Annotated in this window: 15 protein-coding genes; 5 read left to right on the top strand and 10 right to left on the bottom strand. The window is 34.0% G+C overall.

The genetic code is table 11. From position 1 onward, the window contains the following. Window positions 1-73: 73 nt before the first annotated feature. The 7 genes from NNL09_RS23535 to NNL09_RS23565 all read right to left on the bottom strand — a co-directional run bounded on the left by NNL09_RS23535 (window position 74) and on the right by NNL09_RS23565 (window position 14,584). A complete protein-coding gene (locus NNL09_RS23535; protein WP_196911941.1) occupies window positions 74-547 on the bottom strand; it encodes a hypothetical protein in 474 nt (157 codons plus the stop codon). Beyond that, on the bottom strand, window positions 548-6,226 hold the full coding sequence (locus tag NNL09_RS23540; RefSeq protein ID WP_196911940.1) for a fibronectin type III domain-containing protein: 5,679 nt from the start codon (window positions 6,224-6,226) through the stop codon (window positions 548-550). Window positions 6,227-6,229: 3 nt separating this feature from the next. Then, window positions 6,230-8,770 carry a hypothetical protein gene (locus NNL09_RS23545; protein WP_196911939.1) on the bottom strand — a complete coding sequence of 847 codons (2,541 nt, stop codon included), beginning with the start codon at window positions 8,768-8,770 and terminating at the stop codon, window positions 6,230-6,232. A 303-nt stretch (window positions 8,771-9,073) separates the two neighbouring features. Beyond that, window positions 9,074-10,903: a YfiR/HmsC family protein gene (locus NNL09_RS23550; RefSeq protein WP_196911938.1), complete on the bottom strand. Its 1,830-nt coding sequence runs from the start codon at window positions 10,901-10,903 to the stop codon at window positions 9,074-9,076. Next, window positions 10,900-13,608: a TonB-dependent receptor domain-containing protein gene (locus NNL09_RS23555; RefSeq protein ID WP_231389228.1), complete on the bottom strand. Its 2,709-nt coding sequence runs from the start codon at window positions 13,606-13,608 to the stop codon at window positions 10,900-10,902. Before NNL09_RS23555 ends, NNL09_RS23550 begins: the two co-directional genes overlap by 4 nt. Window positions 13,609-13,742: 134 nt before the next feature. Then, window positions 13,743-14,177, bottom strand: coding sequence for a response regulator (locus NNL09_RS23560; RefSeq protein WP_196911937.1), 435 nt, complete (start codon window positions 14,175-14,177; stop codon window positions 13,743-13,745). 2 nt (window positions 14,178-14,179) lie between these two features. After that, on the bottom strand, window positions 14,180-14,584 hold the full coding sequence (locus NNL09_RS23565; protein WP_025664175.1) for a two-component system response regulator: 405 nt from the start codon (window positions 14,582-14,584) through the stop codon (window positions 14,180-14,182). A 396-nt stretch (window positions 14,585-14,980) separates the two neighbouring features. Between NNL09_RS23565 and NNL09_RS23570 the strand changes: the two genes are divergently transcribed. Beyond that, on the top strand, window positions 14,981-15,994 hold the full coding sequence (locus NNL09_RS23570) for a metal-dependent hydrolase (RefSeq protein WP_196911936.1): 1,014 nt from the start codon (window positions 14,981-14,983) through the stop codon (window positions 15,992-15,994). Between the two features lie 89 nt (window positions 15,995-16,083). On the opposite strand, the gene NNL09_RS23575 is transcribed toward NNL09_RS23570, so the two are convergent. The 3 genes from NNL09_RS23575 to NNL09_RS23585 are packed head-to-tail and all read right to left on the bottom strand — an operon-like array spanning window position 16,084 to window position 18,162. Then, the gene (locus NNL09_RS23575; RefSeq protein ID WP_196911935.1) at window positions 16,084-16,743 is read right to left on the bottom strand and encodes an SCO family protein; all 660 of its coding nucleotides are present in this window, start codon (window positions 16,741-16,743) and stop codon (window positions 16,084-16,086) included. A gap of 4 nt (window positions 16,744-16,747) precedes the next feature. Next, window positions 16,748-17,314 carry a toxin-antitoxin system YwqK family antitoxin gene (locus NNL09_RS23580; RefSeq protein ID WP_196911934.1) on the bottom strand — a complete coding sequence of 189 codons (567 nt, stop codon included), beginning with the start codon at window positions 17,312-17,314 and terminating at the stop codon, window positions 16,748-16,750. Between the two features lie 50 nt (window positions 17,315-17,364). Continuing rightward, window positions 17,365-18,162 (bottom strand): YHYH protein, encoded by a 798-nt coding sequence (locus tag NNL09_RS23585; protein WP_196911933.1) that lies wholly within the window; start codon window positions 18,160-18,162, stop codon window positions 17,365-17,367. 209 nt (window positions 18,163-18,371) lie between these two features. On the opposite strand from NNL09_RS23585, the gene NNL09_RS23590 reads away from it, so the two are divergent. The 4 genes from NNL09_RS23590 (at window position 18,372) to NNL09_RS23605 (ending at window position 25,060) form a co-directional block, all read left to right on the top strand. Continuing rightward, window positions 18,372-18,857, top strand: coding sequence for an acetyl-CoA carboxylase biotin carboxyl carrier protein subunit (locus tag NNL09_RS23590; protein WP_196911932.1), 486 nt, complete (start codon window positions 18,372-18,374; stop codon window positions 18,855-18,857). A gap of 47 nt (window positions 18,858-18,904) precedes the next feature. Next, window positions 18,905-20,347, top strand: a complete 1,443-nt coding sequence (accC, locus tag NNL09_RS23595) for an acetyl-CoA carboxylase biotin carboxylase subunit (protein WP_196911931.1) — start codon at window positions 18,905-18,907, stop codon at window positions 20,345-20,347. A 4-nt stretch (window positions 20,348-20,351) separates the two neighbouring features. Then, window positions 20,352-21,893 (top strand): acyl-CoA carboxylase subunit beta, encoded by a 1,542-nt coding sequence (locus NNL09_RS23600; protein ID WP_196911930.1) that lies wholly within the window; start codon window positions 20,352-20,354, stop codon window positions 21,891-21,893. Window positions 21,894-22,258: 365 nt separating this feature from the next. Continuing rightward, a complete protein-coding gene (locus NNL09_RS23605; protein WP_196911929.1) occupies window positions 22,259-25,060 on the top strand; it encodes an SdiA-regulated domain-containing protein in 2,802 nt (933 codons plus the stop codon). Window positions 25,061-25,068: the final 8 nt, after the last annotated feature.

Raw genomic sequence — 25,068 nt, forward strand, 5'->3', positions numbered from 1 at the left:
GAGAAGTCAAAAAGGTACTTCAAACTAGAATTTGTATATCGTTCAAAATCTATACTATTTTAATAGTATCAATTTATTTATATGGTGAGTAATCTGGAGGAACTTCTAACCATTTCTTAGAGAATAATAGTTCTCTAATTTCATCGAACTCAAGAATTTTTACTATCTCAGCTAGGTATTTTTCTACATTTTCATTTAATTTTTGTTCGTTAATAAAGAAGTCTTTATTAAAATATTCTATGTTCTTCATAGAGCAATAATCAATAATTGAAAATGATGATCTTTGACATTCGGAAGAATTACATTCAATAAAAAACTTTAATCCATTAAATTTATCTTTATTATCATTTATTCCATCAGAGATTAAAAACTTTAATTGTTTATCAAAAGTATTATTTAATACGATTATCTCTAACCAACCTAAATCTTTAGAATCTTCTACAATTTTAGAATTAAAAGTATCCGAAAAATCTTCAATATAAAACTGAAAAAGTTGTATGAAAAGTTTTTCAATATTTTTAAAAAGTACAATTCGTTCTTTGTTCATTTAATCCCAGTTTATAGTATTAACCTCCATTTCATAAAAAGAACTTGAAGTATCTTCTCCTTTTGGATACCCAATATCTATTACGGTTACATCATCTAGTTCTACCTTTTCGATCCACATTTTATTAATTTCATACATTGGAGTTTTGACTATATGCTCAGGTTTAATATGGCCATTTTCATTCTTAAATTGATCCCATTTTGGGTTTTTAACCATATCTTCCCAAGCTGAGTCCACCGTCCACTTTTTGCCATTAATTATAAACTCAAAACCATCATCATATAGAGGTTTCAAATATAAGTCATTTAATACTTCTACATTTTTTCCTTCTGATTTTAATTTCTCGGCCACCTTTAAAACATGACCTTCCATTTTTCTTCCTATAACAATAATCTTATTGTTCTTTCCTTGCCTAACTCTCTGTATAGCAACACCTTCAATTTCATCTCCAATTTTAAAAACATTTCCTTTGTTAATCAATTTAAACCCAACTTCTTTTCCTTTTCTTAAGATGACATCTTCTTTATATTTACCAGCAAATTCTGCTCCATCTGCTTCATCCAGAAATTTTTTCTTAATTAGGTTTCCTTCTTTATTGATACGTGCTATTTCTTGGTTTTTTCCATCTATTACAGTTGTAATAATAACATCTCCTTTTTTGATTCCCGAAAACTTAACCGGTAAATTCCAATCAAGATTAAAAAGTTCGTTCGCCTGTTCTAGTCCACGAAACAGGTTATTCTTACTTACTGATGAACCATTATTTATAAGTTGATCAAATCCTTGAAAAGAGTTTTGATCACCATACGTAAATCGACTATGGGTTTTAGCTAGAATTTCTAAATTTTTACCATCGTTACCCAATCGAATATTTTCAAAAGATTCAAGAACTTTCCATGATTGTTCAAGTTCTGACTTTCTTGTAGGCGATGCCTCATCATACATTTGTTTTACTTTTGTATTTGTATACTTAGCATCTAGTAAAACTGTTCTTAACGAAGGGGTCACACCAGTTCCAACAACATCCAGATCGTTTGTCACTTTTTTTCCGCCTTCTGGTAATTTGTTTAGGGTATTAGGATCCTCTTTTAGTCTCTTTGATAATGCTTTTGCCTTATTTATAATAGTACCTCCTAAACCTTGTACTTTTATAGCTGTTTGAATATGTCCTAAATAAGTTCTTATTTCCTTACACGTTTCATCTGCATCACAGGTTTTAGAATACTTTAATAAGGTCTCTGTACTAGACAATAAAAACTGATAATTTTGAAAATCCTTAAGGGCAGTTTTTAAAGCACTTTGTTCCTTCAATTTCCAAAGTATACTTAGCCTTTCATTCGTTATCTTTTCATGCAACCTTTTCATCACACGATTAAAATCAGTTTTACTTATATTATCTGGTAGAAGACCTGGATTATTATCTACGTCATTACGAAGTTGTTTGGATAAATCATCCAATTCATCCATTCTTTTGGCAAAATCAGCAATCCCGTTTATCGACCCCAAAATATCTCCCACAAGAGCAAATTTTTGGCAAAAATTCATTCCTGTGTTTGTAGTCGGTGGTACTGCTGAAGTCTGACTAGGAGCACAGTAATCAGAGTATTTAAGCACCATATTGGTTACACTTACCATTGTCTCTGCATATTTCAGTCCTTCAAAAAATTGCTCTAACTTACCCAATGTTTTTATATGCCTTAACTTGGTAAGGTTACCTACCCCTGTAGCTGTAAGCGCAACTTCAAAAGCAAGTTGTACTCCTTGTTCTATGTTATTAGTACTATACTTTTCGTCAATAGCTTTAAGAATGAACATTGGTACTTTTGTCGATTTAACATTAATACCCGAACTGACAATCTTATCATATTTTGTTAATCGTATAGGGTCATAAATATCATATATTCCTCTAACAACAGGCTCTTTTTTTCCTTTCCGTACATTTCCATAATCATCATATCTGTAAGTCTGAACTTTTTCTATAAATTCGACATCAGTATTCTCATTTTTGAACTCAACTTCATAATCACTTAAATAAAAAACTCCAGATTTACTACTTTCATACGGTATGTCATATACTATGTCTGAATTGTATTTAGAGTTTTTCCAAGCTTTATAAATAACATTTATAAAGCTTGTAAAATTATCCTTACCACCCCAATCATCTATCTTGCTATAAAGCTCTCTAAAAGCATTATTATCATTGATCTTCCTAGATTTTAAATCCGAAAGAAACATACTTTCTTTATCTTTCGCTATAGCTTTTATAATAGTTATCACTGCATCTTCTTCAGAAACTCCTTTATCATTAACCGAACAACTTAGCAGTATTTTTAAAGTTTGCCATAGTCTCTCACGATCAAAATCCAATTTATTAGCCTCTACTAAATAACCTGCTGGTATTTCAGAAAAATAGGTGTCAATATTATCACAATCAGTATTTCTAGTGATACCTCTTTCAGGGAAAAAATACTTCTCCAGATAAGCTATAATATGCTTAGAATACTTTGAAAGATTAGGTGATTTAAAGCTTTCCTTACGACCTATTTTAAAATCATTACAAAATGATTCTAATTGATCATGATGGTCAAATTGAAATATAAAATTTTGTCCTTCTAAATTTGTCCTTAAAGTTAATTGATAATATAATCCTCCCGTATCATGTTTTTTAATTTCGAGTTTTTCTTTTCCAGGAGAGACACTAATTTTAATATCAGTTTTATGCGAAATTGGGTAATTTACAAGGTTAAAATTTAATACATTTCCTGAAAAATTAAAATTACGCTCACCGCTAAGGTTTACGATATTAATAGAAGCTCTATTTTTTAAAAAGGGTTTCCAGGTTAAAACATCATTAACTCCATGATATCTGTTCTGGATATGTTTTAGTATGGCTTCTGTTCTTTCTTTTTTTCTTTTGGCGATATTATTACTACTCTCTCCCTCTTCATCATCCTGAAACCAATACAATTTAAGCCCTGGAGCAAAGATATTTTTCCAATCCATGTGGTTAAAGGATGTACCTCCTTTATAATCCATCATAAAATGGGTTGTGGCTTCTGTGGTACCATACTCCTGAAACGGGTGTTTGAGTCCAAATACGCCATGCCCCAGCTCATGAGCAATAGTTATGGCATCATCTGTAGCGCTTTGAAATATATATCCAAACTGACTTTTAAGCGGCATAAACCCATCTATTTCTTTATTCTCATTAGAGTTTACTCCTTTAAGATCGGTGACAAAAACATAGTATGCATCTTGCTTGTACTCACCAGTAGTTTTAAAATAGGCATTGATCGCTGCTTCCTCTGCGCTGTAGTGAGCTAATATGCCACTATCTCCGGCATTAAGTACACCATACGGTTCTTCTTTATCCCAAATACTTTCTGGCACCTGAAATCGTTGTCCTACGGTAATATTAAAATTAACACCAACCTTACTATAGATCGTTTTGATTTCTTCTTCGACCCGGTTTACCTTAGCTTTATTTACAGGGATCAATACAATATTAACATCGGTAAATGCTTTGCTACCTAAATGCACTACATTAAGAACTCCCGCAATCGTACTTTTTTCACCTTTTCCTTTTTTTACAGTTGCCAATATTTTGGTTATTGCATAATCATAAGATTTTTTAAGAGTTAATGTCGCTACATTTTTATCCCAGCTAGCTGGAACTTCTACTCCGCTTTTTGTTTTAAATACAATATCTTCGTTAGCAATCGAATCGTCACTAAAATCTGCTACGGCTTTAACAAAATCATTTCCGCTTATATTAGATATTGCTTTAAAGGCCGGAGTGTAAGTTCCTCCTCCCACTACAGGAATAGAAGGATAGAATTCTTCTGTACCTAATTTGTCCTTGGCGCTGTCTGGTAGTGCATCAAAATTATAGTATCCCGATTCTATAAATGTAATCAAGACTCCCGTTTCTGAAATCTGTATAACCTTATTGTCTTCTACTCCTTCTGTATTATCATCTGTAGCTGGCCCATCTTCTGCCATCACGCCATCTAGTGCTCTTACTGTACCGTTTTCCTCTACTTTCCAGACCTTACCATCGCTACCTGAAATCTGTAAATCTCTCCCTCCGGGTACCAGAGCTTCCTCACCATTGGTTCCTGTAATAATTACTGCTCCATTCTCATCGACAGTGATACTCTCTATAACAAATCCAACCTCTACCTGGCTGGTTTCTCCTTCATCACCGGTAATAATTTCTACTACATCTGTATTGATATCTACAGTCATGGTTTCACTTTCTCCATACACCGGATCATATAAGGTTACGATCTCCCCTTCTGCCAATTGATTTTCGGTATTGATCAGAATATTATTAAATTTTACTCCATAGTGGGTTGACCTCAAATATGGTATCCCTACATAACCTCTTCCGGTAATACGACCATCAGCCTGATTATCAATTTCTACTATTCGAACGATAAAATCTCCAGCAGTAATTCTGTCTCCAATCTTTAGACCTGGATGTCCTTCTTGATTAGCAATAGCAATTGGGTCTGGTGTAATCCCGCAATCATAATTTGCTGTTTCATCTTGTGTTGTATCGGTAGTAACCTCTTGTATATCATAATATTCCCCGTACTGATATTTACATTTTGCTTTTACTTTATATTCATATGTGGTCCCTGGCTTAAGGTCCCATATGGTTGTCCAACCACTATTGGTACGTTTGGTAAACCAGTAGGCATTAGGTCTGTTGGCTTCTCTATACGCAATAGTATATTCGCTATATTCTGAAGGGTCTTCCCCCCAAAAAACATTGATTTTTGAAATCCCTTTGGGCGCTGCAGTTACATTATCTAGCATACTACATGGTGACGTTTTAGAAAACCAAAAAATCTCGCTATTTCCTTCATTTTTAAAGAGACCAACCTCTTCAATACCTTGTAACGCTTTTGCTTTTACACGCCACGCATATCGCTTTTCTGGTAACAATTGCGGTTGTGCGGGGCCATATACAAATGAGGTAGATTTGGTAGTAGTTTCAAAAACAGGAACCTGAGATAAAAATGCAGTTTGTGGATCTACCTGGTCATCCCAAATCTCTACGATACTAAGTTCATACTCTACATTACTAACATTAATATGTCTTGGAGTCCATTGAAAAACAATATTCTCTGTTTCGGTTGGCTCTATATTAGCTCCTTTAAAAGGAAGGTTTAATAACGGAGGTTCATTATTATATAAAAAAGCACTTGCACACGTCTTTGATGATAAACGGTTACCTGTAGAAAAATCAAAAACTTCAAAACAAAATTGATAGCTACCTTCGGGAATAGTGCTACCATAGATATTCGAATTTATACCTTGTATATTTTGAAATTCGAAATAGGGCGCTAATATCGTATTGGTTAGCACTAAAGGAACTCCACCATCAATAAATAATGAGGAGGCACCTATAACAACATCCCTGCTTTCGAAAGCAATACCATTACCTTCAAAATATACTTTTAATCGAATTTGCTCATTAGAAATGGTGATATCGCTAAGTAGCAATTGCACTCGCAACGGACTATTGATCGTAGCCTGATCTGCGTAATTATAAAAATTTACGGGAGCTGGCGGATTAATTTGTGGAACAACAGTGATAGGAAATCGTTGTGCCATCATTTGACCAAAACCATACAATATAATAAACAGGGTAAGTATCAGTTTTCTCATAGGTTAGTTCTTTTCTATATATTTTAAATCAAACTTATCCGGGTCGGTATAATTCAGAGACTTTTTCAGGTAAAAATCAATGATCTGGGTGATCATATACAATTTTATTTTCTGATCATCTTCCTCTTTATCTACCATACGGAATATATTATCTTTTTCCTGCTCCATTACCTCTTTGAGGAACGCATCAGGGTACTCTACTTTTTCTATAGTATTGTAACTTTTTATGATAGGCAATGTCCATCGATGTCCTATCAATCGAGCCAGAGCGGTTTCAGAATTTTGTTGAAATTCTTTGTATCTACTTTTTAATTCTGGTGAAGCTTTTTGTCGTTGTTCTTCTGTTCTCTTGTGCATGCTATGGTTATCCACTGCGATTTTTGCCCTTACAAAAGCTTTTTCAAATGCATAATCAAGACGTAGCATGTCCTTTCTTAATTCTGTAAGGATTTCAAAAACCAATTGATTATACCCTGCGAGAAAATCTTCGTATTTGTATAATTCTTTTAGGAAATTAATTGCTTCTGGCTTATACTCTTTTGCTTTTCTTACATCGGCTACGACCAATCGTAACATCGTAAGTTCTTCTTTTTTATATTCGGGGATATGGTTAAAATGAGGATGATTTTGAACATTCTCTAAAAGGACGTCTATCTCATCCATAGTACCATGATATAAAGAGTCTCTATATCTAAAATCAAGTATCTCCTGTCCTCTGGATTTTCTGCGCCTTTTTAACTTACTGGCTTTTTGTTTTCTTTTTCTTTTAGGTAATTTTATTTGAGGGTTAAACTTGCCAAAAGTATAATTGTAACCAAAAGTTACTGTAAAATCTCTGCCCGATGTTGCGGCATTTCTAAACTGAGTTAAGATGTTAAGGTTAAAATTATGTCTCTTTATGTAGGTATAATTTCCTCCTATTCTTATATTGATAACTTCTCCTTGTTTTTCTCCGTTACTATTACTCTGATTATAACTTGCCGAAGCTGTCGTTCTTAGTTTTTTGTCAAAGTATTTTTTGGTTGCTGATAATGTAGGGCCATAAGTAAGGCTGTTATCCACACCTATAGTATTATAATTAACATTAACAGCAGCTGAAATATTTAAATCAGTATTAGGGTATCCCAGGGTATACGATGCATTTCCGTTATAGAAATTAGAATCCCCATTTTCTACAGTTTGACCACCTTGCTTGTTTGTAGCATTTTGAAAAGATAGTCCAACATTAATATTTCGTTTTTGGTCTTCGGTATCCTTTAAAAGATAATTCACATTAAGATTTGCATTTTGTGAAATTTGCTGAAAATCTAATGTATCCAGGTTATCGGTTTGGGAGACTTCGTTGATATAATCAAACTGATTTTTAATATTAGTATAGGATTGAAAATTAGAATATCCTCCTGTTATACTTAGTTTTTCTGAAGCAGTGTACCCAATAGTAACAGCACTAACTACTCTCTGCAATTGTGTATTCTTCGTATTATCAAGATCATCTCTTTGAAGGCCTGCATTAAAAGCGATATTAACCTTATTTCCGAATAAATTCTGGGTAGCATTAAGTGTAATATTTTCGAGATCATTATTAAAAAAATAAGCTCCCAATGTTTTATATTCAGGGTCTATATATTCATATCCTATACCTACTGTACCATGTCCTACCGGGTAAGAGAAATTGGCGTTATAAGCTTTATAATGCTGGGTAGTAATGTTATTATCTATTAATGCAGATAACACAAATGGGGTTCCTTCTTCCCCTTTTGCATTTATATCTTCGGTTATTGCAGATGAAGCTACTTCTGCACGAATCTCTCCTTTACCAAAAAGCTTTACTTTTCCTTCTAAACTTACAACTACGTTATCTTTGGGTTGCAACTCGTATTCTACCGGCACAGGATTCTCAATAGAATTTTTATCATCAGAAGCTTTGAAAAAGATTGCTCCAATAGAAAATTTTTCAAAATCATAAGACGCTTTTACTCCATATCCCATTCTTTTATACGCAGGCTGGGATTGTGGATCATTAAGATTATATTCTGATTCTTTAAGCAATCGTCCATACATTGCACTAATCTTAAAAGGCCCTTCTGGAGTAAGATCTACTCCCAAACCTGTAAATTGATGTCCACTTAAAGTATATGGCGAAAATGTCATACTTACATCCCCAATATGTGTGGTCACCCATTTGTATGATGGGTGTATACTTAATCTGTTAAAAGAAAAAGGGTTACTGCTTTGAAATTTTTGATTAGAATATGAAAATGAGAAAGGAATATTGTATACTCCGCTAATATTTAAATTAACATTACCTGTAAGGAAGTATGTAAATGGTTCCCTACTAGATTGTCCATCATAAAAGATTGAATTTGCTGCCACGCCTCCGGTTAATTTAAATAATTTTGCTTTTCCTATTTGACCTAAATCCTGGCCAAATGCAATAGTTGAGAAGCAAAATAAAAAAGCAAAACAGAGTATTTTTGGGACCAAATAACAATATTTTCCTAATAAAAAACCTACGACATTATCCTTTTTCAATGGGGTATCCAAAAAACTAAAACACTTTTAGTAAAACTTCTTAAAACTATTCATATCCTTAGCACACCACCAAACAATTAACTTATAGTCAAATAATTACACACAACAATTTCCTTGATTAGTCATATTACTCAACTGTGTAAACATATACCTTATTAGCATGTCAATATTGTAAATGATGGTTTACCATATTATTTATAAGGTTCAAAAATACTTTGGAATGTTTAAGAAAAACTCACGGTTTTCAGGGGTTTTTATATTTAAACGATATAACACCCTAACCAAATGAATATAAAAAGATCTGTAGTTGTATTTTTAATACGGAATTGTGAAATAGAAAGTACTTCCGCTATTTTCGTTAGAGGTAAGCCAGATCTTACCACCGTGAGCTTCTACTATTTTTTTGCAATGCGCCAAACCGATTCCTGTACCTTCATACTTATCTCTGGAGTGTAATCTTTGAAAAATTGCAAATATTCGTTCCTGGTGTTCTTCTGGTATCCCGATACCATTATCTTTTATAGAGAATTGCCAGAAACCTTTTGATGCGTCTTCTGGGTCATTTTTTTCGACACATGCAATATCTATCTTAGGAATGGTATCGGGAGCACTAAATTTAATACCGTTGCTAATAAGGTTTTGAAACAATAATCGAAGTTCTATTTCTGAGCCTTTAACTACAGGTAGGTCCTTTACCTTAATTTTTGTTCCTGTTTTTTCGAGAACAACCTTTAAATCCTTTTTTAACTCTTCTATAAGGGTATTACAATCAACAGTATCGTATTCTTTACTTCTTCCTAATCTAGAATATTCTAATAATGCATCAATCAATTTTTTCATTCGCACACTGGCATCCTGAATAAAAATCATACTCTCTTTTCCGGCTTCATCGAAGTTTTCTCCATAATCTTCGGCCAATAATCCAATAAAACTCGATATTGTATTTAGAGGCTCCTGAAGATCATGACTTGCTATGTATGCAAATTGTTCTAATTCTTTATTTTTTGCCTCTAGCTCTACAGATTGCTTGTATATTTCCTGGTTTTTATGCTTCAGCTCTTGATTATATTTTTTCTTAGCTCGATAATTCCTATATATAAAAAAGCTAATAATAAGAGTAAGGAATACCAAGACAATAAGTAATATATTTACTTTTTTATGAGTATAAAGTTCTGAAGCTTGTTGGTTTAATACGTTCTCCTGTTTTTTGATCTTTTCTTTCTGCTCTTTAAGAAACTCATTTTGCTTACTAATTTCCCGATTGCTTTGTATAATTTTTTCTTCCTGACTTTTTATAAAAGCAACTTGTTCCTGGATATTTTTTTCGAGCTCTCTTTCGATTACAACCTTTTCTTTATATTTTTTTTGTTGTATTTCACTCTCAGAATAAAGACTTTCTATCTTTTTATTTCTTCTGTTAATTTCTCCCTCCTTACTATCAATTTTTTCTAATTGATCTGTTATTTTTTCTTCCTGAAATTGTATTTGTTTTTCTTTGTCTTTTAATATCGCCTCTTGCTTATCTTTATCTTCTTGTACCTTGTTTAGAGTTTTTTCTGTTTTTCGGTATAAACGTTTCCATTTTTCTGAAGAAGTAATAGCGTATTTTCCTAATGTAGGAACAATAGTAAACCCTTCTTTTGCTATTCGACTTTCATTAATCTCATATTCAAAAGAATCTCCTACATTAACCATATTAATCATAGAAGCATTAAAGTTATAATCCTCTCCGACAAGCATTATGTTTTTTCCTGAAATCTTACTAAGGATATAATGTATATCATAGTTATACTTATGATTTACATACAGTAACTGAATATCTTTTACATTCTTAACAAATTGAAATCGAACAATCTCTACTGGTTTACCATGGATCTTACGCCTTAGAGACATTGCCTTTAAATCTAGTATTGTTCGATCAGGTCCAAGTACACCTATTTTAAAATTTGGTTGTTCTTCTATAGTTGGCCAACCTATTTGTTGCGCAAAGTTAAAAACAAATATAGCTCGCTGTAATCTTTTTACTTCTTCATTACTTGTTTCCTGAGCCTTTATTCTTGCAGAAAAACTCGTGGTAAGAATGCATAAAAGTATAGCTATTACATTAGTATATGCTGTCGATATATATTGACGCTTACACATCATAATTTAAGTAATAGTCTTACATAATAATTCGATCCGTTAAGACCAAACTGTTGCACTCTCCTGCTATACATAAAATTTCCATCTTCTGTATTAGCGGCATGTTTATGTTTATCTGGATAGACATTAAAAACATTATTCCCTCCAAGGGTACATTTTATATAATCACTAACCTGATATGATATAGCCATATCTGTTACAAGTTTAGGAGAGAATACCTGATCTCTGGATTCTATATTTCCTGTAAAATCATTTACTACCCAATTTAGAGAATTGCCATCATTTGGATGAATAAATTTAACCTTACCAAAAAGTGTATTTACCACCTGAAATCCAAACTCCTCAAAATCATAAGAAAGCAGTGAATTTATTTTATAATTAGGTTGTGCAAATTCTACTCTGGCAATTTCTTCTCTATTAAACAATACTTCTTCTTGCCCTACTAATGCTTGCGAAACGTTAATTGGCCCTTTTACTTTGGTCTTTGTAAAGTTACCTCCCAGAGAGGCATTAAATTCTCCTGTACCAAGAGTTGTTTTAAAAAACAGTGATAGGTCAGCACCAGTTGTTCTAGAATCTATCGCATTCGTAAAAAATTGAGCGGCACCAACATTAAAAGGTTCTAATATTTCCTCATATCCTTCTGCGAATCTTCCCGAAAGAACAATTCTATCCTGTATATTAATTAAGTAATAATCGAAGCTAAACGTAATGTTATCGTTTAGTTTTCCGCTGAAACCAGTATTAAAATGACTTGATAATTCAGGTTTTAAGTTGCCGATATCAAAAGCCTCTGTAGCAACAGCACTTTCATTATTAAAGGTACCTACTTGTACACTTTCCCCATTAATAAACTGGGTACTTATATTCTGGAAAAATACCTGATGAAGAGAAGGTGCCCTAAACCCGGTAGAAAATCCTGCTCTAATACTAATTTCATCCCTAACCCTATATCTACCTGATAGTTTCCAGATTGCCTGACCTCCAAAATCATTATATGCTTCATATCTGGCGGCTCCTCTAATTAAAAGTTTGTCTGTTATATTTGCTTCGATATCCAGGTATCCAGAACTATTTGTTCTAAAACGGTTTAATGCATTTTCTGGCTGAAAACCAGGAAAAACCTGCGCCCCAACAATTCTAGGCAATTCTACTCCAGAAGTATTGGTATAGGTACTTCCTCCATCAACATAAGAAGCTTCTTCTCCTGCAACGATCTCATAATTCTCTACTCGCAGTTCTGCTCCAAAGGCTACGTTTACACCACTTAGCCAATCAAATGTTCTTGAAATATCAAGGTTTGTCGTATTTTGCTTGTAAATAAACCCTCCTGCATGAAATGTTCTGGGCGATGTTACTCCTAAGGAGGCATTATTAGAATTATTTACAGTATAATCTAACCTATTAACTCCAATAGAATGGCTAAAATCTACATTCCATTCGTTTTTAATTCCTCGTATTCCTCCTGTAATTGCATCATCCTGAATATCAGTAAGAATTTCTGGAGAAAAACCATTTGGGAACAACTCTAAAACTACCCTATTCTCATCTTTAGGAAAACGATAGAATCCTTTTGAGGTTCCTTCTCTGTAATTTCTCCCTCCATGCATATAAAATGTTGCATAGTCAGACATTATTATTTCTCCATTAAATGATAATGCAAGATTTTGGGTTTCTGCACTTCCGATCTCCATTACTCGTTTACCAGAATATCCTGTCTGTGCAAAAAAATTGTTTTCCTCGATTAGTGTTTGATCGGTTGTACTATCATTAGAATATACTGTACCCGTATAGTCTCCAGATCTATTAATAGACTCTCTATCTCTATATTCTGCTGTAACATTTATATAGCCTTCTTTTCCTATTTTTAATCCAAAATTTGCAGAAGAATATATATTAAGTCCATCTCCTTCCGTGTTTATTGCTACTCTATTATCGAGTTGAATAATTTCTGTTTGCTTTTTTAAGATAATATTAATTACTCCCGCAATAGCATCAGAACCATATTGAGAGGTCGCTCCATCCCGTAATATTTCAATGCGTTCTATAGATGCTATGGGTATCGCATTAAAATCAGTACCTACCGACCCTCTACCCACAGTACCATTAACATTTAACAAAGAACTATTATGCCTGCGTTTCCCATTAACCAACACAAGTACCTGATCTGGCCCTAATCCCCTAAGTGTAGCTGGGTCTATATGGTCTGTACCATCTGCTATTGTTTGATGTGTAGAATGAAAAGAAGGAATCAGATAATGAAGAATGTGACTCAATTCTACCTGGGACGAATTCGTTAATTGTTGCGGTGAAATAATATCTACAGCCGCTGTATTTTTTAAGATTGATTTTGGTTTAGCCCTTGATCCCAAAGAAACTGGTTGATCGATCGAGAATCCCGTTTCTAAGATAAAATCTACCTTTGCAGTATCTCCAACCTTAACTAGTATTGTTTTAGAAACCGAAGTATACATCACAAATTCTGAAGTAACTATATACTCTCCCTCATCAACATCAAAACTATAATTACCATTAACATCTGTTGTAGTATTTTTATCTGTACCTTCTATAACGACTCTTGCTCCTGGCAGATTACCAAATTGATCAGAGACATTACCTGATATTACTGCTCTCGATTGAGAAAATGCCCCAGAAATAAAACAAAGAAATAGTATACCAGTAAGGCATAACCTATACTGAACTAACAAAATAGAAGGTTTTTTTTTTAATCTGTGTCTTAATATGTTTACTTATTTAGATTTTAAATAGATTGCTTTGTGCGCATTCAAAACTATCATAAGTTCATTCAAAATACAAATATATATGGGGGCAATATCTGAAGTTATAGTATCTTTTTATATGATTCTGAGCAAGAATCCAACTCTGACGATTTAAAATATTTTGTCACAATCTTGCAAACAATCTCTTTAGTTAACATTTTTTGTTCATATTCTTTGATTTCCAAAATACGCTCTGCTTTTTCCTGATCTTCTTTACTTAACTCTGTTCCCAGCATAAGTATTATAATAGATCCCTTATATTTATCATCTAATTTCTGGTATTCGGCAATAAACTCCCAACCATCCATGACAGGCATATTAATATCCAAAAAAATAATTTCAGGAACAATTTCGGATTGAATATGATCTAGTGCTTGTTGTCCATTTTCGGCAATAAAAACCTCTTCTACACATTGTACTTTTTCAATAATTGTTTTATTAAAAAAGTTAGTTGCTTTACTATCATCAATGAGAAGAAAACGTTTTAATTTTTTCATTATCAAAAATGGTTTTTTAACACATCATCCAACAAATCCATAGATAATGGTTTATTGATAAAATCATCGACCGAATGATTTTTGGCAGATGCTCTTACATCATCTGGGTTAGAAGATGTTGATAATAAAATCACTTTAATATCGGCTGTTACTTTTTGATCCAGTTTAGAAAACTCGGTCAAAAACTCCCATCCATTCATTGCAGGCATATTGATATCCAAAAAAATAAGGTCAGGTTTTGTTGCTGTATTATTCTCTACAGCATTAAGATAATCTAGAGCCGCCATACCACTTTGCACAGTATTAACCTGATAAAAGTCTTCGTGTTTGGTAACAACCCTTTCGTTAAAGAAGTTTGTGGCCTTGTCATCATCTATTAACAAGACACAATTCACCAATGTATTCATTTACTTTTCCAATTACGCTCAAAGGAAATAAACTTATTTGATATGACCATAACAAAACTAAATTTTATGAAATAGTTTTCGTTTAACAACACAAATTTAACGGTAAAATGTATTTTCTAAAATTACTTTTCTGAAATAAAGCAATTTATGACTTAAAAAATCTTAATTATCTTATCCAATATTAGTTTTGACATACTTTTAATAAAGACTATTAAAAATAGATGTAAATTTGAAATGCATTCAGTTGATGGTTTTAGATGTCAAACCTATATGAGAATAAAATTATGTGTAAGACGTACCAACCTGATTCTAAATAGACTTTTAAAACCTTTAAACAAATTGATTTCTCCCAGTAAATATGAAATCAGAAACTCTTTATAAACTTCAATTAGATTAATGGATTCATTAACCCAAATCGTGTTAGGGGCTGCTGTAGGAGAAGCTGTTCTGGGTAGAAAAGTAGGTAACAAAGCTATGCTTTGGGGTGCCATTGCAGGAACTATTCCTGATCTGGATGTACTATCCAAACTTTTTGTTGATCCTATTACAGCAAATGAATTACATCGTGGGTTTTCACACTCCATACTCTTTAGTATACTAGTCGCTCCATTATTTGGCTGGATGATTTCTAAAATCCATCGCAATAATGAAGCAGACTGGAAAGATTGGTCAAGACTTATGTTTCTGGGTCTTCTCACACATCCTATACTAGATGCATTTACCACATGGGGAACTCAGCTATTCTGGCCTTTTGATTATAAAGTTTCTTTTAAAAATATTTTTGTTGTAGACCCATTGTATACTATACCATTTTTGATTTTTGTGATTCTGGCAATGTTCTATAAACGTACACATCCCAAAAGAAGAAAGTTCAATACCCTTGGATTATACATTAGTAGTATTTATATGTTTATAACACTGGGATTAAAATGGTATACGTATGGGGTGTTTCAGACCAATCTAGAAAATCAACATATTCGATATAAAGAGATTCAAACAAAACCAACTCCTCTCAATAGTATTTTATGGACTGCTAATGTAGAAACCGAAGATTCTTTTTTAATAGCATATTATTCTTTATTAGAAAAAGAAGATATTATTACTTTTTCAGAATTTCCTAAAAACCATCATTTGTTGGGTAAAATGAAAGATGATCCTCTTATTCCCAGATTAATTAAATTATCAGAAGGTTGGTATACTATCGAAAAAATGAATGACAAATTATTTTTTAATGACCTTAGGTTTGGGCAAATGGGAGTAGGTGAAGAAGCTAATAGATTTGTATTTAGCTATGAACTGTTTTATGATGATAATGGTATTCTAACCGCCAAAGAAAGAGAAAGAAATATGGATGATGCTTCTCCCCTTCTTAAAAAATTATTTAGCAGAGTATTAGGAAATAAATCATAAAAAGAACGTATTAAAACATCCTATTGTAAAGCTTTCGATAAACGATATGTGAATACCTATGATTATTAAATTCTCTTAAATGATAGGCATTATAGTCTTTCTTTTTTCAAAATTTCTATATGACGCATTAATCGCTTTACATCTAAGGGTATAGTTCCATTATATACTCCCCTAATATATCCTTGTGTATCGACAAGTATAAAATTTTCTGTATGTATAAAGCTATTCTCATCCTGAGTCTTTATAAAATCTTCATCTGCAAAATACCCTTCGCGAGCAATGGTATAGATCTCATCTTTATCCCCGGTTACCAAATTCCATTTTCCATCATCTATAGTATTCTTTATTGCATACTCTTTTAAAACAGGAACCGAATCATGCCACGGCATTACTGTATGTGACAATAATTTAATATCACTATCATTTTTATACGTTTCCTGAATCAAATTCATGTTTTTAGTCAGCTTGGGACAAATTCCACGGCAGATGGTAAAGAAAAAATCAGCAACATATATCTTACCTTTATAGGTATCATTAGTAATAGTATCCCCATTTTGGTTGACAAATGAAAATGGAGATATTTTATGTTTTCCTTCAAGCTCAGATGCAGTAAGCCACTGTGGTGTAAAATCAGAAGCAATAAAATATGGCAACTTATCTACTGTAGGTTTCACAATAGCCTTATCTTCTTGTCTTTTACATGAACATACAAGAATTGCACTTATGAATAATGATAAAAATAATCTCATTTTTTTAATAAATTTTTGTAGAATCCTTCTTTATGGTGTAGCATTTTTTTAATCCAATAAGACCAAATCGTTCGCCTCTAATCACTTCGTAGTTTGCTCTAATATTACCATCGGATCTAAATAATTGTTGTTTGCCTTCTTCTTTTCCGTGGTTAAACCGAAAAGATTTTAAAAGTTGTCCATTGGTATACCATTCCATTACACTACCATGATATTTTCCTTCTTCATTAAAATGATACACAAACTTATGATGGTTATCAGGCCACCATCCTTCATGAATACCAACCTTTATTCCTTTTCTATAAAAACGTTTTGTTCTAAGCTCTCCATTTTCATAAAAAGACTGTTCTTCTCCTTCTTTTCTTCCATCAACATAAATTACTTTTGATTTTATCTGATCATTTTTATAATAATCGATCAACATTCCCGAAAACAGTTTGGTTTTATAAAACAACTCACCATTATCAAGATGTAAATTAGTATCGGTGGTCAAAATAATACGATCAGTATCTTCAGAAATACAGCTTACCTGCATTGCTAGTATTATAGTAAAACTTAATAGCTTTTTCACACCTCCAAATTTTAGTAATTGTTGAAATTTCTTAATGATCGTTTCATCTGCTAATTTGTAATATTTCCGGGAGTACCAAAAAACCCATTTCCGTTAATATACGGATCTTCAGAAGTAATATGATAATGGTAAATTCCGTTAGGAAAATCAGTAGTAGCACTTGTATGACCATGATACTCATCCAGGTCGGCATTGATAATTTCCTCACCATTCTCTATAGGGCCATACACAGGAAAACCATCGGCCAATACACCCAAAAATGTATCTTCACCAAACTTAGTGGTAAGGTATTCAGGTTCTTGATGATAATGATATCCTCCTTGCTGTTGAGGGTGCCCAAGATATTGATCAAAAGAATTAATCTCTGAAGTTAAAGGCTGGTTATTAGGCCCCGCATATTGATTGTAAAAAACCACTCCGTTAATTGCAATACCCATAGCTCCTAATGCGGTTGCTTCTTTTGTAGTAGCTTCTGCCGGATGTATCGGGACAGTGATCGTGATATTTTGTTCTGCAATTCTATTAGGATTTAGAGTAAAACTCGTATTACTACCAGTATAGGGTTCGTATAACTCTGTTTCCCACTCGGTACCTTGATAATATGGAGATTTATGACCCGGTAGGTTATTCGTGGTAAAAATCACGTTATCTCCACTAATCTCATACGACAATCCTGCTGCATTAAATTTGGCTAATATCGGACTTATGTCATAATCTGTAGAAGTTATTGTCCCACCATCACTATCACTACCTGCTGTTGTATCATCATCGTTAGAGCATGCAATACATGTGAATATAAAAAGGGAAAAGAAAGTGAAAAAATTTGAAATTGATTGGGGCTTTTTCATAAATATGTAGTTTTAGTTCATTGTATTTCTCCTTTAGACTTTTATAATTACAAATGGTTTAATCACCATATATATCGAATACATAAAGGTAAGTTCATAGTAAATCAAATTGTTATGGAAACCCATAAAAGCTGAAGGAATAAACTTCTAATTATTATCTGGTTCTTTTTAATATCTATTTTTATATTGCAAGTCAAATATTCACATTTATGAGTAGTACATATAAAGTTAGTGTAAATACTATTTTTGATTTTGAATTTACCGAAGAAGACATTTCAAAGATAGATATGGTAAGTAATTCTAAATCGACCCATCACATTCTTCAAAACAACAAATCTTTTCATACAGAAATTGTACAATCAGATTTCGATACTAAAAAATATACTGTAAAGGTTAATAACAACAGCTACCAGGTTAACATTACCAATGAATTAGATACCCGGATTGCAGCAATGGGATTCTCTATTGGATCTTCTAAACAGGTAAATGCGATTAAAGCTCCTATGCCCGGACTGCTTCTCGATGTTCAGGTTGAAATAGGCCAGGAAGTAAAAGAAGATGATCCTTTACTTATTTTGGAAGCTATGAAAATGGAAAATATTATTCTATCTCCCAGAGATGGAGTTATCAAATCCATTTCGGCCACTACAGGTGATGCAGTAGATAAAGGACAATTATTAATCGAATTCGCTTAGCCTACCCTAGGCATTAAATAGGACAATGTGTTCTAATATAGTTTAATATGAAAAAAATACTAGTAGCAAACAGAGGTGAGATTGCCATTAGAGTGATGACCACAGCTCGTAAAATGGGAATCAAAACCGTAGCAATATACTCTACCGTAGACAGAAACGCTCCACACGTAAAATTTGCAGATGAAGCTGTCTGTATTGGTGAAGCCCCTTCTAACCAATCCTACTTATTAGGATCTAAAATCATTGAAGTGGCTAAACAATTACATGTAGATGCCATACACCCGGGATATGGATTCCTTAGTGAAAATGCAGAATTTGCAGAAGAAGTAGAAAAAAATAATATCATTTTTATAGGCCCAAAATCAAAAGCCATTAAGGTTATGGGAAGCAAATTAGCAGCCAAAGATGCTGTTAAGGCCTATGATATCCCTATGGTTCCTGGTATAGACGAAGCCATTACAGATGTTGTTAAAGCAAAAAAAATCGCTTCAGAAATAGGTTTTCCTATTTTAATTAAAGCCTCTGCCGGTGGTGGTGGAAAAGGAATGCGAGTGGTAGAAGAAGAAAAAGATCTCGAATCACAAATGAATCGCGCCATTAGCGAAGCTACCTCGGCATTTGGAGATGGTTCTGTATTTATCGAAAAATATGTTGCCTCACCACGACACATCGAAATACAAGTAATGGCAGATAGTCATGGCAATGTAGTACACCTATTCGAAAGAGAATGTAGTGTACAACGACGACATCAAAAAGTAGTTGAAGAAGCTCCCTCTGCAGTACTTTCTCCAGAATTACGATCCGAAATGGGAGAAGCAGCCGTAAAAGTAGCCAAAGCCTGTGATTACCTTGGCGCAGGGACTGTAGAATTTCTTTTAGATGAAAATCATAATTTCTATTTCCTCGAAATGAATACCAGACTACAAGTAGAGCACCCTGTTACCGAACTTATTACGGGAACAGACCTTGTAGCACTACAAATAAAAGTAGCCAGAGGCGAAAAACTACCCATACAACAAGAAGATCTAAGTATACAAGGACACGCGCTGGAGTTAAGAGTTTATGCAGAAGACCCGCTCAATGATTTCTTACCCAGTGTAGGAAACTTAGAAACTTATCAATTACCCGTTGGAAAAGGCATTAGAGTAGACAATGGTTTTGAAGAAGGAATGGATATTCCTATCTATTACGACCCCATGCTCTCGAAGCTAATTACTTACGGAAAAACTCGTGAAGAAGCGATACAGTTGATGATAAAAGCAATTGACAATTATACTATTAAAGGAGTGCAAACTACATTACCGTTTGGTAAATTCGTGTTTGAGCATGATGCCTTTAAATCTGGTAATTTCGACACCCATTTTGTGAAGAAATATTTTATCCCCGAAACAATACAGTCGGCAATGGAAAAAGAAGCCAAAATCGCCGCCTTAATTGCTATGAAACAATACCTCGAAGATCAAAAAACGTTACGCATACCAACACTCTAATATTATGAATTCAAAAATAAAAACATTACAAGATAAAATTGCTCAGGCAAAATTAGGTGGTGGTGAGCAACGTATTGAAAAACAGCATCAAAAGAAAAAATTAACTGCCCGTGAGCGTGTAGCATATCTACTTGATGAAGGCTCTTTTGAAGAAATTGGTATCCTGGTAACACACCGTACTACCGATTTTGGAATGGATAAAGAGATCTATTATGGCGATGGTGTCGTTACGGGATACGGAACCGTAAACGGACGCTTAATCTACATTTTTGCACAAGACTTTACCGTTTTTGGTGGTGCTTTATCCGAAACTCACGCCGAGAAAATATGTAAAGTTATGGATATGGCTGTAAAAATGGGAGCACCCATTATAGGGCTTAATGATTCTGGTGGTGCCCGAATCCAGGAAGGAGTTCGCTCTCTGGGTGGGTACGCCGATATTTTTTATAAAAACGTACAAGCCTCTGGAGTAATCCCCCAGATCTCTGCTATTATGGGACCCTGCGCCGGTGGTGCTGTATATTCTCCTGCAATGACAGATTTTACCATGATGGTAGAAGATACCAGCTATATGTTTGTTACCGGACCTAATGTGGTAAAAACAGTAACCAATGAAGAAGTAACCTCTGAAGAATTAGGAGGTGCCAGTACCCATTCTACAAAATCAGGAGTAGCACACATTACATCTTCTAATGATATAGAATGCCTCGAAGATGTAAAAAAACTACTAAGCTACCTACCACAAAGTAATAAAGAGCAACCTAAAAAATTAGAATATACCTTAACCGACGAAGTAAGAGACAACCTCTCTTCTATCGTGCCTGATAATCCCAACAAACCTTATGACATGCACGAGGTAATTAGCGGGATTATTGATACAGACTCCTTCTATGAAATTCATAAAGACTATGCAGAGAATATCATTGTAGGTTTTGCCCGTCTGGGCGGAAGAAGTATTGGGATTGTAGCTAATCAACCACAATTTCTAGCTGGAGTTTTGGATGTGAATAGTTCTAAAAAGGCTGCACGATTCACACGTTTCTGTGATTGCTTTAATATCCCTTTATTGGTATTGGTAGATGTTCCTGGGTTCTTACCGGGAACTGATCAGGAATGGAACGGTATTATTGTGCATGGAGCTAAATTACTATATGCTTTAAGCGAAGCTACCGTACCAAAAGTAACAGTGATTACACGTAAAGCCTATGGTGGTGCATATGATGTGATGAATTCTAAGCATATTGGTGCAGATCTTAACTTTGCCTGGCCTTCTGCAGAAATTGCAGTGATGGGTGCCAAAGGTGCCAGTGAGATTATTTTTAGAAAAGAAATCAAAGCAGCAGATGATCCGGCAGCCAAACTTGCCGAAAAAGAAGCTGAGTATGCAGAGAAATTCGCTAATCCATACCGAGCTGCACAACGTGGTTTTGTAGATGAGGTTATCTTACCTAAAAATACCCGTAGAAAACTAATTAAAGGATTTAGTATGCTCGAAAATAAAATAGTCGAGCGTCCTGATCGAAAACATGGCAATATTCCTTTGTAGATACATATACAAACCCTTCACAAGTTAAAGAACTTATGAAGGGTTTACTTTTTCTGGTATATTTCGAATATACAGCAATATCGTCCTGATTATCCATATCCGAAATCAGAAAAAATAAAATTATAATCATTACTTCCCTATATAGGTTTTTACGTTTTTCTATACTAAAGACTATATTTTACCTACTCTAATTTTAATAGACACCTTCAAATTATCAAGCTTTTTTTCACTGAAAACAGGGGGTATTTTATGCATTAATTCATTTAATTTTACGCTTTGTCCCTTTATTTTTTGTAAACAAATCTGTAGAAAAAGTTGACTTCTACTGATTTAGTGACATATCCCAACATTAAATGAAAAGTCAAATGAAAAAAACACTATTATTCTTACTACTTATTACCTACATTTCTTTAACAGGTCAAACGTACTACGTAGCTACAAACGGAAATGATTCTAGCGGCAATGGTTCTAACGATGCTCCCTGGGCAACCATCCAACATGCTCTTAATATGGTTACAGATGGTAGTACAATCTTGGTAAAACCCGGTACATACAATGGGCGTGTGAGAGTTCGTGGAAGTTTTACTACCGGTGTTTTGGTAAAATCACAAGTGTCATATATGGCAAAATTACGTAATAACACCACCGTTATTACCGCATATAAAAGCCCTAATGGTTGCCATGGTATTACTTTTGATGGTTTTGATATAGCCCATGATGCTCCCGGCGCTGCCCCATTAGTTATTCACATTGATGGAGACGGGAATGGTGATGTGCATGATATCACATTTCAGAATTGTATTATACATGATAGTTACAATAATGATCTTGTAAAAGTAAATGCCGCCTCATACAATATCACTTTTCAGGGAAATTTATTTTTTAATCAAGCCGGATCTGATGAACATATCGATGGGAATAGCGTCGAAAACCTAATTATACAGGATAATATTTTCTTAAACGATTTTTCGAGTAGCGGCCGTACAAATAACAATGACACCAGTAGTTTTATTGTAATCAAAGATAGTGGTGGTAGTAATGATATCTATACTGGTTCGAGAAATGTTAAGATTCGTAGAAATGTATTTCTAAATTGGGAAGGAACCATAGCTACAAACTTTGTTCTTATAGGCGAAGACAGTGAACCGCATTACCAGGCCTTTGATGTTATGATAGAAAATAACTTAATGCTGGGAAATAGTAGTAATCCTATGCGGGCCCCTTTTGGTATTAAAGGCTGTAGAGATATTACATTTAGAAACAATACAGTAACAGGAGATTTACCTGCTAATGCATTTGCTTTTAGATTTAACAGAGAACCTACCAATCCTATTATCAACACTATTAATATTTATAATAATATATGGTCTGATCCTACCGGGACTATGAATGATTTTTCAGACTCCCCCATATCTCATACCGATACGTATACTTTAGACACTAATCTATATTGGAATAATGGCACTCCTATACCCCAGGATAACAGTGATAAAATTAACAGTGCAGATGATGCAAACGGTATAACAGCTAATCCACTGTTAGGAAATCAAAACAATCTAATCATTCCCCATTATGATTCTTCTTTAAACCAATTTAAAGATGGTTCGGTTACCATTCGAGAAGCATTCGAGCGTTTAGTAAACACATACGGAACACCAGAAGCCAACAGCCCGGTTATTAATATGGCAAGGGCAGATCAGCTTCCTGCAGATGATATCTTAGGTAGACTACGGGTAAATGCTGATATCGGTGCAGTAGCACCAGGTGCTGTAGAAAATAATGAATTAGCATTAATTCGACCAGATAATGGTTCAGAAAATATTTCCATTACTCCTACTTTAGAATGGTCAGGCTCCGCAAGTTCTTATATTTTAGAAATAACCGATTGTAGCCCCATAGATCCCCCTCCCCCTCCAAATCCTACAATCGGTTTGGGTCTGGATCAATTTAATCTTATCGAGGGTCCAAAAACGATTACGCAAATTCCTGATGATCTATCCGGATTAACTTACAACAGTACTACTAATACAATTTTTGCTGTGATCAACGATCCTCCCCGACTGTATGAATTGAACTTAGATGGTGATGTTATAAGAAGTATTACACTACAAGGTTTTAATGATACAGAAGGTTTGGTATGGGTTAATGGTACCGATTTTTTTGTTATTGAAGAAAAAAGAGGGCGTGCTGTTAAAATTACTGTAGAAAATACAACAACCATTTCTTATCCAACAGATTACATTCAACTACCTGGTAATTGGGGAGCAAATAATGGTCTGGAAGGAGTAGGCTACACCCCAGATACAAACGAATTAATCCTGGTGAAAGAAAAAAGTCCGTTGACTATATATTCTTTAGAAGTACCCGCAGATCTATCAACTTCTCCTACTGTTACCAACCCATTTGATATTGCTACAAATAATTTTGGATTTAGAGATTTATCGGGTTTACATCATTTAGGAAACAATACAATAGGTCATAATACTCATTTTCTTGTATTAAGTCATGAATCCAGAGCATTAGTAGAAACCGATGTAACCGGAAAAGAATATAGTCGTTTAGATCTTGGCCCTAACGGTGCAAATGGTACCTTACCCGATAGAATTCGCCAGGCAGAAGGAGTAACGGTAGATAATCAGGGGACTATCTATATCGTAAGTGAACCCAATACTTTTTATAAATTTTCTAAGCCAGCATCTGCTAATGCCACCAAAATGGCCCCTATATTTACAGCCTCTAATATATCTGAAGAATCGTTTGTGGTTCCAGAAAATACACTTACAATAAATACAGAATATTGCTGGAGGATAAAAGACAATGATACCGGGGATTGGACATCTTATTTTTCGTTTACGACAGGGGATAATGAAAATCCGCCTCCACCTCCACCTCTGCCACCATTGCCTGTAGAAACTACCAATACTATCCAGGTTTTTCCTAATCCGGCAGACACCTTCCTTAGTGTTTCATTTGATTTTGATGAGCTTCCGGAAAACATACAAGTTTTCATGTATGATATTTCGGGAAAAGAAATATTGAGACAGTCCTCTGTTGATATTGTAGATAATACATTACATATCAATGTTAGTCGATTTTCTAAAGGCTGTTATTTCATAAAAATCAAATACCCTAAAGAAGATATCGTTAAAAGTTTTATTAAAAAGTAATGTAGGTA

The organism is Aquimarina sp. EL_43 (assembly GCF_943422735.1).
Lineage (GTDB): Bacteria > Bacteroidota > Bacteroidia > Flavobacteriales > Flavobacteriaceae > Aquimarina > Aquimarina megaterium.

Bases quoted from the DNA above. Each gene is read 5' to 3' on its own strand.
- NNL09_RS23570 (WP_196911936.1), top strand. From the start codon at position 14,981: ATGGATTCATTAACCCAAATCGTGTTAGGGGCTGCTGTAGGAGAAGCT.
- NNL09_RS23605 (WP_196911929.1), top strand. From the start codon at position 22,259: ATGAAAAAAACACTATTATTCTTACTACTTATTACCTACATTTCTTTA.
- NNL09_RS23535 (WP_196911941.1), bottom strand. From the start codon at position 547: ATGAACAAAGAACGAATTGTACTTTTTAAAAATATTGAAAAACTTTTC.
- NNL09_RS23575 (WP_196911935.1), bottom strand. From the start codon at position 16,743: ATGAGATTATTTTTATCATTATTCATAAGTGCAATTCTTGTATGTTCA.
- NNL09_RS23560 (WP_196911937.1), bottom strand. From the start codon at position 14,177: ATGAAAAAATTAAAACGTTTTCTTCTCATTGATGATAGTAAAGCAACT.
- accC (WP_196911931.1), top strand. From the start codon at position 18,905: ATGAAAAAAATACTAGTAGCAAACAGAGGTGAGATTGCCATTAGAGTG.
- NNL09_RS23565 (WP_025664175.1), bottom strand. From the start codon at position 14,584: ATGAATACATTGGTGAATTGTGTCTTGTTAATAGATGATGACAAGGCC.
- NNL09_RS23540 (WP_196911940.1), bottom strand. From the start codon at position 6,226: ATGAGAAAACTGATACTTACCCTGTTTATTATATTGTATGGTTTTGGT.
- NNL09_RS23585 (WP_196911933.1), bottom strand. From the start codon at position 18,162: ATGAAAAAGCCCCAATCAATTTCAAATTTTTTCACTTTCTTTTCCCTT.
- NNL09_RS23550 (WP_196911938.1), bottom strand. From the start codon at position 10,903: ATGATGTGTAAGCGTCAATATATATCGACAGCATATACTAATGTAATA.
- NNL09_RS23590 (WP_196911932.1), top strand. From the start codon at position 18,372: ATGAGTAGTACATATAAAGTTAGTGTAAATACTATTTTTGATTTTGAA.
- NNL09_RS23600 (WP_196911930.1), top strand. From the start codon at position 20,352: ATGAATTCAAAAATAAAAACATTACAAGATAAAATTGCTCAGGCAAAA.